This window comes from Treponema sp. Marseille-Q4523 (assembly GCF_016901105.1).
GTDB lineage: Bacteria > Spirochaetota > Spirochaetia > Treponematales > Treponemataceae > Treponema_D.
On sequence record NZ_JAFEVM010000014.1, the window covers coordinates 39,247 to 51,176 of the forward strand.

General features: G+C 48.1%; 9 protein-coding genes. 7 read left to right on the forward strand and 2 right to left on the reverse strand.

Features of this window, described 5'->3' with window-relative positions; translation table 11 throughout:
• Positions 1 to 34: 34 nt before the first annotated feature.
• The 7 genes from JSQ97_RS06045 (at position 35) to JSQ97_RS06075 (ending at position 7,805) form a co-directional block, all read left to right on the forward strand.
• Positions 35 to 574, forward strand: coding sequence for a MotA/TolQ/ExbB proton channel family protein (locus JSQ97_RS06045; RefSeq protein WP_205075234.1), 540 nt, complete (start codon positions 35 to 37; stop codon positions 572 to 574).
• Entirely contained in the window at positions 571 to 978 is a 408-nt protein-coding gene (locus JSQ97_RS06050; RefSeq protein ID WP_239446998.1) for an ExbD/TolR family protein, read from the forward strand. Before JSQ97_RS06045 ends, JSQ97_RS06050 begins: the two co-directional genes overlap by 4 nt.
• Positions 962 to 1,654 (forward strand): energy transducer TonB, encoded by a 693-nt coding sequence (locus JSQ97_RS06055; RefSeq protein WP_205075235.1) that lies wholly within the window; start codon positions 962 to 964, stop codon positions 1,652 to 1,654. The genes JSQ97_RS06050 and JSQ97_RS06055 overlap by 17 nt, the downstream gene beginning before the upstream one ends.
• Positions 1,655 to 1,789: 135 nt before the next feature.
• Positions 1,790 to 3,739 carry a TonB-dependent receptor plug domain-containing protein gene (locus JSQ97_RS06060; RefSeq protein WP_205075236.1) on the forward strand — a complete coding sequence of 650 codons (1,950 nt, stop codon included), beginning with the start codon at positions 1,790 to 1,792 and terminating at the stop codon, positions 3,737 to 3,739.
• Positions 3,740 to 3,762: 23 nt separating this feature from the next.
• Positions 3,763 to 4,233 carry a hypothetical protein gene (locus JSQ97_RS06065; protein ID WP_205075237.1) on the forward strand — a complete coding sequence of 157 codons (471 nt, stop codon included), beginning with the start codon at positions 3,763 to 3,765 and terminating at the stop codon, positions 4,231 to 4,233.
• 166 nt (positions 4,234 to 4,399) lie between these two features.
• Positions 4,400 to 7,075 carry a cadherin-like beta sandwich domain-containing protein gene (locus tag JSQ97_RS06070; protein WP_205075238.1) on the forward strand — a complete coding sequence of 892 codons (2,676 nt, stop codon included), beginning with the start codon at positions 4,400 to 4,402 and terminating at the stop codon, positions 7,073 to 7,075.
• 91 nt (positions 7,076 to 7,166) lie between these two features.
• On the forward strand, positions 7,167 to 7,805 hold the full coding sequence (locus JSQ97_RS06075) for a hypothetical protein (RefSeq protein WP_205075239.1): 639 nt from the start codon (positions 7,167 to 7,169) through the stop codon (positions 7,803 to 7,805).
• A 101-nt stretch (positions 7,806 to 7,906) separates the two neighbouring features.
• On the opposite strand, the gene prtP is transcribed toward JSQ97_RS06075, so the two are convergent.
• Both prtP and prcA read right to left on the reverse strand, forming a co-directional pair.
• Complete coding sequence (gene prtP / locus JSQ97_RS06080; protein ID WP_205075240.1) at positions 7,907 to 9,808, reverse strand: dentilisin complex serine proteinase subunit PrtP; 1,902 nt, start codon at positions 9,806 to 9,808, stop codon at positions 7,907 to 7,909.
• A 10-nt stretch (positions 9,809 to 9,818) separates the two neighbouring features.
• Positions 9,819 to 11,699 carry a dentilisin complex subunit PrcA gene (prcA, locus tag JSQ97_RS06085; RefSeq protein WP_239446999.1) on the reverse strand — a complete coding sequence of 627 codons (1,881 nt, stop codon included), beginning with the start codon at positions 11,697 to 11,699 and terminating at the stop codon, positions 9,819 to 9,821.
• Between the last annotated feature and the right edge of the window lie 231 nt (positions 11,700 to 11,930).

Consider the following 11,930-nt stretch of genomic DNA (forward strand, 5'->3'; position numbering starts at 1 on the left):
GCAAATTTAACGATAAGGAAAATCGGGTGTCGTTATGAGATTGATCGAATTTATTAATTTGGGCGGGCCTATCAACTGGGTACTCGCCGTGATCTTGTGCTTTTGTTTTTGCCAATGCCTTGAACGCGGCATATATTTTTTTCAAACACGAAAGGGTTCGAAAAACGATGTGCTCAAGCGCCTGCAGGAAAAGGCGGCGGCAGTCGCCGCATTGCCGGAGGGGCAGCGCCGTACCGAACTTACAAAGGAAAGCACGCTTTTGTATTACGAAATGAACCGCGGACTGTGGCTGCTCAATTTTATCAGCGCGGTGTCGCCTTCGATAGGGCTGCTCGGTACGGTTACCGGTCTTATCGGCTCGTTTTCCAAGATGGCGGAAGTGGGCGCTGCGGTGAATATTCAGGATCTGTCCGGCGGCATTTGGGAAGCGATGCTCACGACGGCCTTCGGCATGATCATTTCGATACCCGCGCTCTTGTGTTACCGTACGTTCAAACGCATCATTGAAAAGCGCATGATGTTTATGCAGCTGTACGGCGAAGAAATCGATCGGAAAACATCGGGGGGCAAATGATGTTCGTCCCCGATTCTTTTTCCCGTCATGAAGAAGAGCTTGTGGTGAATATCACATCGCTCATCGACGTCATCTTTATTCTGCTCATTTTCTTTATGGTATCGACCCAATTCAAAAGGAGCTCTTTGCCGCTCGACTTGCCGAGAAGCGAAGATGCGACGCAGGAACGCAATACGACGAAGGTGCTTGCCGTCACTGCCGACAGCATGGAGTTGGACGGTGATAAGATAACGCTTGAAGCACTTGAAAACGTGCTGGCGGCACTTTATGCACGGGAGCCGGAACTTGCGCTTTCGTTTGAATGCGAGCGGACGGTCGAGTTCGAACGGATCGTACAGATATTGACAAAAATACAGGCTGCGGGGATCAGCCGCATAGGGATCGTTCATGAGCCGCTGGATTAGCTCCGCCCTATGTACGCTCGCAATCGTCGCAGTGTTGTTTTGCCTGCCCTTTTGGGGTGTCCGCCGCTCTTCGTCATCCCAAGCATCGATTGTGTCGGATACGACGGTGTCCAATGTACGCATCGTACGGCGAGCGCCGAAAGAATCGCCGAAAGCCGTCAAAAATAAAACCGCTTCTTCCGTGCCGTTGAAACCGGCGGAAACGATTCCCGCTTCGAAAGCGGAAAAGCCTGCCGAAAGACCCGAGCAAAGTGAAGTGCCCGAAGAACCCTCCGACGAAACAGCCGAAACGACCGATGAAAGCCCGTCGGCAGATGCAAACGAAACTACGGCAATCGACGCGGCGAAAACAGGCGGCTCCGTAGATTCGTTTTCTCATACGCAGGATGCGAAGGCGGCGGCAACGTATAAGTCTTATGTGCTTGCTCGCATCGCATCGAAAAAGACATACCCTTATGCCGCCCGCTCGAACGGTTTTGAAGGCAAAGTGCGCGCGCGCATCATCGTCAATCCCGACGGAACGCTTGCGGAAGCCGTGATCTTGGAGTCGGCCGAATACAAAATCTTAAACGATGCGTGTCTCGCTGCGATTAAAAAATCCGCCCCTTTTAAAAAAATGACAAACGGTATGAATGCGATGACACTTTCATTCGTTATGGATTTTTCGCTGCATTGACTCGGGCGGCGCGGGTAAAATCGCAATTCATCGTTATCGATATTTTTTCTCAATAAGGCGAAATCTTATTGCATGAAAGGGAAAAATCCTTTACATATTAAGTTAGTTTAAGCTAACTAAAATCGGGGCATATTTTTGAAACGTTATATTTTTTTCTGCATCATACTTTTTTCTGCATCGCTTTTGTTTTCTCAGGAAACGGAAGACGACGTTATCGTCGTCAGCTCTTCGAAAATCGAAGAGGCGAGCGAAGATGCGGTGGAAAAAGTCGATGTCGTTACAAGCGACGAGATAAAACGGAGCGGAGCGAAGACGCTCGGTGAAGCGGTGCAGAACAAGGCGGGTATCATCATTTCCGGTCACCCGACGGATGCGGTCAGTATGCAGGGGCTGAGCGGAAAATACGTAAAGATCCTCGTAGACGGTATTGCCGTAAGCGGCGATATGGGCGGGGCGCAGGCGGTATATCAAATTCCGGTAGAAGATATCGACCATATCGAAATCGTCAAGGGGGCGTCATCCGCACTGTACGGCTCTGATGCGATGGGCGGCGTTATAAATATCATCACAAAAAAAGATAAAGCCGGCAAATATAAATGGTCGGGCGATTTTACCCAAGATTTATACAGCAGTATTCGTACTTATACGTCCGGCAGGCTTTCATATTCGGGAGAAAAATTTACCGGTTCTCTTGCCGGTTCGTTCGACTGGAACAGAGGCTTGATTTGGCGGCGCAATACGGTTTTTTCTGACAATGTAAGGATTTATAAAGTGCCGATGAAGCGGCTCGGCTTTGTACGTGCGAACGCCGACTGGAAATTTACCGACGGTAAAATCGGCGCTTATGTTCTCTTTTCAGATTCGCTGCAAAAAGCGAATACGTCGGATTACGAAACGCTGACATATCATACCGACCGCTGTGAACTCGGCGTTACGGGAAGCAAAAATATCGGCGATATGTGGGCATTAAGCGGCTTTGCGAGCGGTAAGCTGTATATGCTCGATACGGATTTTAAAAATGTAACGAATGACACTATCCCCGATACCGATTCGATATTCGGCGACGCGGAAACGGAAATCCGCGCGTCGTGGAATCCGAATTTGACGAATTCCGTGCTGATGGGTTTTAACGGCAATTTTCAAACGATACAGGGCGATTCGTTTTCCGGACTGAAAAAACAGCTGCAGCTCAGTTTATTTGCACAGGATACGCTTGCGATCGGTTCTTCGGACAAGTTGTTTGTCGTTCCCGGTGCGCGTTTCGATTTTGCCCCTCCGATTGGCGGCGACAAAACGTTTTGGCAGCTTACGCCGAAATTGAGTGTTCGATATAATCCGACCGAAACTACGACGCTCCGTTTTTCCTATGGCATGGGCTATAAACTTCCGTCGCTCAAGCAAAAATACTGGCTGTTCGTTCACAACTATTCCGGCGGGTCGGGCAGTTTTATTTTGTACGGCAATTCCGGTTTGCGCCCTGAAACTTCGCACGGCTTTAACGTCAGCGTCGAACAAAAGGTCGGTTCACACGTACGTCTTTCCGCATCCGGTTATTTTAATTTCGTACACAACCTTATCAATCATTATATCGTCGGTCAAGACGGAGGACAGTATAAGCGTTCGTATCACAATATCGATAAAGCGATGACGTTCGGCGGCGATATAGCAGCAAGCGCGAAATTCGACCGGACGACGCTGAATGCGTCCTATGCGTATACGGGAGCAAAAGAGTACAGTGCCCGATACGGTGCATATATCGATTCGACATCGCGCGTTGCGCACCGCGTAACGACGTCCGCATCGTATATGATCCCCGTTATCGAAACGAACGTGTCGCTGCGCGCCGAATGGAATTCTCCGGAATTGATCGATTATGAATTCAATATACGGTCTCCCGATTATCTTATGGCGGGATGTACGATCGATAAGAAATTCCTGAAAGATAAAATCGATACCTATGTACGCATCGATAACCTGCTCAACAATGTTCATTTTATAAAAGGCGTAATGGGAGCGACCCAAAAAGAATATTTCGGATTATACAACGGAACGATAGTTTCTACCGGAGTAAAATTACATTTTTAACGGCGATGTATGACGGGAGCTGTATGAAAAAAATTATAGTACTGATTGCGGCAGTATATGGCGCGTTGATGTTCACTTCATGCGGGAACGATGATCCGTTCGGCTGGTACGATGATATTGACAATAGTAAGGTCGCTTTTTATTCATTTTCCGTTGTTCACGGTAAATGGATGCGGAGCGGCAATATCGGCGGAATGGGCGTTACGAAACTGGAATCGTATACAGATCCGAACAACGGGAGAGAAATTATGATTTGGAATATGACGGGCGATCCCGGCGGCAATCTTTATTTCGAATGCGTAAATTTGAATAGTCCGCGTCCGAGTTTGTATAGGTTTGAATGGTGGCCTTACGATAAGGATACCGGTATAACGGACTATTCCGCCGGGAAGCCGTTTATGCATATTCTGCTTGCCGTCGAAAGTCAAAACGATATTTATATAAAAACAGACGCCAAAAATATGAGCGGACTTACAATGAGGCGTACGGACTAAAGGCGGTACACGGCTTTATATACTACGGCTCGTAAAGAGAACCGGTATATGGCCGATTGGTTTTTTTACGGTTTCGGTATCAGTGTTTTGCCGTACGGCGAAATGTATATTTATGCGGCTTATCGCCGAACGATGAGCTGCAAGGAGATTATATAGAGGAGCGTATATGAAAAAATTGCAAAGATTCTTTTATGCGATCTTACTTTTTTCAGGTATAGTGATGAGCTGTAACCAAAACATCTCATCCGGCGGCGGGGAAGGACAGGGAGCGAGTCCCGGCAACGCCGGCTGGGAAAAAGTAAAAATTTCCGTACTGGACGGAAACAATCAACCGGCTGCGCTGACCGGCAGCGGAAACGAACAGTTTACGACGATAAAAACCGAAAAGGCTACGGTTTCCGTCGGTATACCGCTCGGCGCGCAAGTACAAATAAACGGCGAGGCGACGCGGTCTAAAGAACTTACGTTTGCGACAAACGGAGAAGAAAAAACAGCCGATATTACCGTTACTTATAACGGTGCTTCGCGAAATTATAAGGTGAAAATTCGTTACTATAAGGGCGCAATAAAAAAGGTTGCCGTTACGGACGAAGCGAGCAATCCCGTATCGGTAAGTTCGCCCGATGCGTTCAGTTATTTGGCTAGCGTCGGCACAAAAAAAGCAACCGTTGCCGTTGAAACTTTCCAGCCGGCCGACACGGTAAGAATCAACGACGAAGAAACGAAAACAAAACAAGTTGAATTCGGTGCCGACAACAAGCCGATAACGTTGACGATAAACGTTACTCACGAAGGCAACGAAGAAACTTATACGGTAAAAATTATCTACAGCGACCCGAATGCCGTGCCCAAAGAGCCGGTGCTGAAAAGCATTACCGTAAAAAATGCGGAAAACACAAGCGAAACCTTTGCGCTTGCACCCAAATTCTTTCGGTACAATACCGAGTATAGAATTTCGGTTCGGAACAGCGTAAATAAAATAAAAGTGGAAGCCGAGCCGGAAACCGGTATCGATGTTGAAATTGACGGCGGCGCGGAACGTACGCTTGCCGAAGGCAACAACACCATAACGGTAAAAGCGGTACAGACGGGAAATACCGCCAATGCGTTTGAATACAAAATACACGTACAAAAAGCCCAAGCTGCCGCTTCAGACGATGCGTTTCTTAAGTCTTTGGCTTTGGACAGCACATGGGGAGGTCTGCATAAAGACTGGAAGACGGCTCCCGTGCCATTCGATAAACACACGGATACGTACATGTGTATGATGGATGCGCACTGCGACGAATTTCTTATTGAAGCCGTACCCAATGAAGAACATGCCGTTATGACGGTACAAGCAAACGGTGCCGCAGCCGTTCCTTTGGCATCCGGCGAAAACAAAAAGTTTGTGCCTTTAATAAACGGCATAAACACCTTTGTTATTACGGTTACCGCCGAAGACGCTTCCACCGTAAAAACCTACACCGTAAATGCCGAAAAAAAAGAAGGCAGCCTTATGCTGAAAACCTTTACGGTGAGCGGGGTACCCGATTTTTATACGGAAAGCTACGAAAAGTATAAAAAAGGCGAAACCGTTTCAAGACGTTTTGATATAGTTGTTCCCGAAACGGTAATTCCGGTAACCGTAACGGCGATACCCGAATTTCCCGCAACCACTACGATGAAAATCCAAATCAACAAGGGAGAGGAAAAGCCGTTTGACGGTACGCAAATCGTCGATTTTTCGGATACGTGGAAAGTTAAAGGGAAACCCGATAATAAGGATACCGTAAGACTGACAATAAAGCTTGAGTCGTCCGTAATAAGCGCTCCTCAAGACACATACTACTTGTGGCTGTATAAAAGACCGGCAGGGGGAAGCGACGATAATACGCTTAAAAACCTTGAAGTGCAGTACTACGGAAACGGCTTTAAATTTTATGCAGCCCCTCTAGATAAAACCTTTGCACCGGATACAACCGACTATTCGATAACTTTACCGCCCGGAGTTACGGATATCAGAGTGGCGGCGACTCCGAACCATGAAAAGGCGTATATAGCCGGCTGGGACGGCAGCAAGATGAACGTCTTTTTTGCTCCGGTCGACAAGATAGAGATTCCCGTCGTTGCCGAAAACGGTACGCGAAAAGTGTACGAGATCACGGTCAAGCAAAAGGCGCAGCCGACCGTAAAGATCACCAGTATTGCGGAAAATCAGACTATTGACTTGCAGGCTCAGCCGTCGGGTCTTTCCGTAAGCGGCAAGTTTGAGGATCCCTCCAGAGATGTGGATAGTATTTGGGTCGGGTCTTCGGGTCTGCCGATACAAAAAGATAAAGGCGGCAAATGGGTGCAAGCTAGCATAAGCGGTAACACATTTACCGCTGTTTTACCGCCGGAAACGCTCAAAGACCTTCCGAACGGTTTGCGCGATATAAAAGCGGGCGCTTTTGATCTTAGAGGCGGCACCCTTGCCGTAACCCGTGTGCCGATCACCGTAACGGGAAATGCTGCCGTAACCGCAGCTCCTGTCACCGTGAGGATACAAAAGGCTGCAACGCTTACCGAGTCCATTCCTGCAAACGCTTCGATGAGCATCATCGCTTTGGATCAAGCGTTTTTTGAGCAAGGCGAAGACGTTGTCTATGCAAGTAAAGCGTTAAGTCCGATCGGCGCTTTGCAGTTCCCCACAAATATACCGCTTGCCGGTGTAAGGGCGGGAATCGAGTGCCGTGTGCTGGTATATGTATACGAGCGAGTGTTTAACAGCGATGTACTGCTGTATTTCGGCGACGGAAAAGTTCAAGTGACAGGCGGAACGAACAACGCGTGTACGGTTGAACTGAAAAAAGCCCAATAAGCGCGGTATTCAAGCAGTACGGCACTAGTGCAAAATTATGAGGGCTGCCGAAACGGCAATTGCCGGCGGCAGCCCTTTTTTAGAGGTAATTATGAAAAAGCATACGTTTTTTTTGAGCGCCGTATTTTTTACGGCAGTGTTTGCCGCGTTTTTATTTTCGGCATGCGGAGAACTGAATAATGTTGCCGGAAAAAATGAACCGGGCTATGAACGGTTTCTTCCGCCGCTCCCGCCCGCCGCCGAACGGGAAACTATAACCGAAGCCGATATTTTCGGCAACTATGACGGGGATGTTATTCCGGTAATGAACAATACAAGGTTTCCGAGCGTACAGGAAAAAATAAGGATAAAAGAATCGTCGCAAACTCCTCCGACAATTACGTTTATAACCCGAGAGAAAACTCCGTATCACGCGCTTATGCATAACATGGATTTTAGCTATACATTTAAGGAAATCACGCTTGTTCCCGCTGCGGACGGAAAAGCGTATTTTTTCAGCGGAACCGGCGGTGATTTGTGTATGCATGCACCGACTGAGCCAATCACAGAAGGAAGCAAAATTAGTACAAACACCACCCTTGAAAAAGGCTCCATTTATAAAAAAGGCGGAAAATTGTATATCAGTTATATCGTCGTATACGATATGGCTGATATACGGAAGACCATTCCCTTGCTGCCGGAGAATCATAAATCATTGGTTGCGGTTATGCAAAAAGGCGAAAAAAAATAAGGGAAGATAAACCGAACGAATGCTAAAAAAGCCGCCTCTTGTTGCGAGGCGGCTTTTTTAATCGGGAGGAGAATACCTAAAAACCGGAACCGCAGCGATATTTATAAGTCAAAGCTGAGGTTTATGTCGGAGTCGGCCGGTGCGGTAACCGGTTTTGTCTTATAGGTGCCGTTGTCATTTATGCCGACTTCATATTCGGTACCCTTTTTTAATCCGTAAAACCGTATCGTCCCGTTATTTTCATCGGTCATACCGGCTGCGGCGCATAAGCCGCTTTGTTTTTCGTACAACCACACTGTTTTATTTTTCTGCACGGCGCCGCCTTTTTTTACAGTCATGATTACCGCTTTTTCCGAATACATTTGGCCTGGGGCGGGAACGGAACCGTTTTTAATCGCTTGAGCGGCTTTCAGAACGTTTACCCTGCCGTAGCCGTACCACTTCGAAAAACCGCGTGCATCGTATCTGCCGTACGGAGAGCCCCTATCTATTTTGTCGGCGGTATTTTCCAAAAGCGTTTTGATTTGGTACGGGCTCATGTCCGGGTTCATTGATAAAAGGTATGTGATCGTTCCGGTGACAAAGGGTGTTGCCATAGAGGTTCCGCTCATCCACGTATAACTTTCGCGCAGCGCCTGAGATGAGGTGTTCGACCAGTTTGTACCGTTGTTATAACAGCTGTAAATGCTTTCTCCGGGAGCGCACACGCTTATCCATGAACCGCCGTTACTGAACGGAGCTTTCGTATCATCCATAGATGTCGCACCTACGGCCAGTACGCCTTGAATCGCGGCCGGGTACGATGCGACCGTTTTGCCGTCGTTTGCCATTGCGATAACCGGTAAAATACCTGCGGCGAGCGCTTTATTCATCATTTCCACTTCATACGGGTGTATCGAATAGCCGCCTAAAGATATGTTGACGGGCACGGTTTTTTGCGTCAGCTTCGGGTAATTTTTTACGTCGGCCGGCAGTCCCGCAAAAACCGAAGCATCGCGCGATGCAGGTTCTTTTCGCAGTTCGGTAATGATTTCGGCAAGGTCGCCGAGGCACGAATACACTGAGTATGAAGAACCCCCTGTCCTGCCCAATCCGCGGTATACGATAAGTTTCGTATTCGCATGAGAAACGCCGCAAATACCCTTGCCGTTGTTTCCGACTGCCGCAATCGTTCCCGCGCAGTGCGAACCGTGTCCCATGTCGTCCCAGTTGTCATTTATCGGAACCGGCTCGAGCGGCTTACATATCACGTCGCTTCCTCTTTTCAGCGACGATTTCGCATACAGGACGATGGAGTGATTGTTTCCGTCATAAAAATCTTCGTGCAGACTGTTTACACCGCTGTCTACAATGGCGGTAAGCACCGGATGTACCGCATCTCTTGCATCGTATGCTTTAAATGCCTCAAGTGCATGGGTTACGGTTAAGCCCCAATCGGCAAGGTCTGCTTTCGGATCTTCGTTTACGTTACCGTCACCCGTGCCGAACGGTTTTAACGCGCCGGGATGAACGGAAGAGCGCGTTTTCGGTGTGCGGTACGGCGGCTTCTCATCGCTTTGTATTGCCTTCGGTACGTCATATCGGTAGTCCGGCTGCGCATACAAAATGCCGTTCAGTTTTCGTACTGCGGCGCGGAATTGCGCGGCATCGCCATGGGATTTTACCAAAAAGTATACGTAGCCGTCATGCAAATCCTGGCGGGATTCGGCTTCGGCGTTCAGCGCCGTAAAGACATCCGCCGTTACGAAATCGGCAGCTTTAACGATCGAATAGCCTTCGTTTACCGTTTCGCCTTTACCGCGTCCTTCCTGCTGCTCTGCGATCCATTCGGCTCCGAACGAATGAGCTCCGCCGCCGGAAAAAGCGCCGGACGTTCCGCCGCTGCCCGTTTGAACAAAGCCCGTAGGGCAGCCTGCAAGCACTATGGCAAACGCCGCCGCTGCAAGTATCGGTACGACCGTTTTTAAGCTGTGTTTTTTATGTATCGTATTTTTTATCTTCATCTTGTGCCTCTCATTCATCGGTTACTTTAAAGAAATACTGCCCGTTCAAACTGCTTGCATAGCGGATGGCGTTTGCAAAACTTTCGCTCGAACTGAGCGGTTCAATGTCCGTATCTATTTCGTTGCCGTCTATATCCTTGCTTTTCCATGCGGCGAAAAATGCCGCAGGTTCGTCGTCGTTATTCTCTGTTCCTTTGAGCTCTTTTCCCCAGTCGAAGATGTCCCACGCGTAGGTAACGCCCGTTTGGAACTCTTCGTCTTTGCACTGCGGGTGATTGAAGCCCTTCGTTGTATGGAAAAGATATGCCGGTTTAATCGTTATAATACCGTCCTTGTACGAAATAAAATCGTCTTCCGTAAGGTTCGAAGCAATAACGCTTCTGTTTTGCAATTCCTTAAAAGAATATTCTTGCGGATTTCCCGACATAGCATACTGCAAACCGAGTTTTTCACCTTTGCTTTTTTTAAGATAAAAAGTCGCCTTTCCTGCAAAGATGATTTTTTGGTCTGAAGTTTTTTCGGTAATGAACAGTCCGAACGAAAAAGAGTCGGCAAGCTTTTGATCCCAAATGGCGGCATTCGTCAGCCGGAACGAAAAACTCAAATTGTTGAGTTCCGATTTTTTTACAAAGCCGTTGTCGGCAGGGCTTTGCAGTTCAATAGTATTCGCCGGTAACAGACGCGCGGTTGCCGTCGGGGAATCGATATGATGCGCGCCGCCGGTAAAAGGGGCGACTTTATATTCGTAGGTTACGTTTTCTTCAAGCGAAGTGTCCGTGTCGTAGCCGAGATGAATCCCTTTATATGCCGGCCAATTCGTATTGTTTTCGCCGGCGTAGTCTGCAGCATATTGTCTTTGCCCTACGCGCGTCCATTCTGTTTGTCCCTGAACCCTCCGGTAAATATCAAAGCCGCGGATGGGTAAATCTTGTGCCCAGCGATCTTTTACCCTAAAGTACAGCAGCACTTCGTAGGTATTGCTTTCGCCGTTGTGCGTGCCGATACCGAAAGGCCTTATTGCCGATTGTTCCGGCAGGCTGAAAAGCTTTAACGAATGCGGAAAGCGGTGCATTTCAACCCGGAAGTTTTTAACCGAAGCGCCGTTCATGTCTTTAATTGCCGGACGGCGTTCTTTAAATTCGACGGAATTGATATGGCGTTCTACGCGGTTTCCCGCAGCATCGTAAGCGGTAATGATAAAGTCGTCTATTTTATTCGGAAATGAAATTTTGTTGAAATTGAAGCGGGCGGTACACGTCCAGCTGCCGTCGGCCGCTTTTACGCAGTCGGGCGAAACGGAAGCGATGTTGTTGCGCGAAGACGGGGATGAGCCGACCGCAACGGCACAGCCGAAATTTCCGCTCGCGTTGGCGACAATCGCGCGTACCGGGCAATGAAAAACGATTTCCAATCGCATTGGTGCATCGGCTCCTCCTGCCCATATACCGCTGTCTTCAAACGGTATTCCGTTTAATTTGACGGACTGTACGCTCGGAGCTTCCGTCAGTGCGCCTTGCTGCGGTACCCGCTGGATCATCGTAAGGGTTTGTGCATCGGATTTAACCCAATAATTTTCAATGACCGATGCGGCGAGTTTGTCTTTTATACCGCTTAAGCGCAAATCATAGCATTGGCCTTTCGACAGGTACAGCCGTGCGGTTCCGTTGACAACCGGAACCGATGTGTATTCCAAAATCGTCGTACCCGCCTTATATGCGGCGAGAGTTGACCTTTCCCGGATGGGAGTGCCGCCTACGGAATCCAGCACATTAACGGTAACGGCGGCACCGAAAGATGTGCCTGCGGCTTCGTTCGGACACGATGTAAAAAAACATACGAACATACATAAAATGCACGACAGAACATATGTCTTAAATAGACGATTATTCATAATTTCTCCCATAAAAAACGATATATTTAAATATAGTTAGCCAATGATAACTTATTCAAGATAGGCGTATTGTACTGAAGTCGCTATATGAGGTCAAGATACGATATTCGATATCACTTTCCGTTTGCGCCTGCACCTGCGTTTCGTTTATCCTGCTCGCCGTTTTCGGAATTGCCGGTGTCGGCGTTTTTCGAATAAAAGTAAAATAAATTTTATGAATGTTCGTAGGCT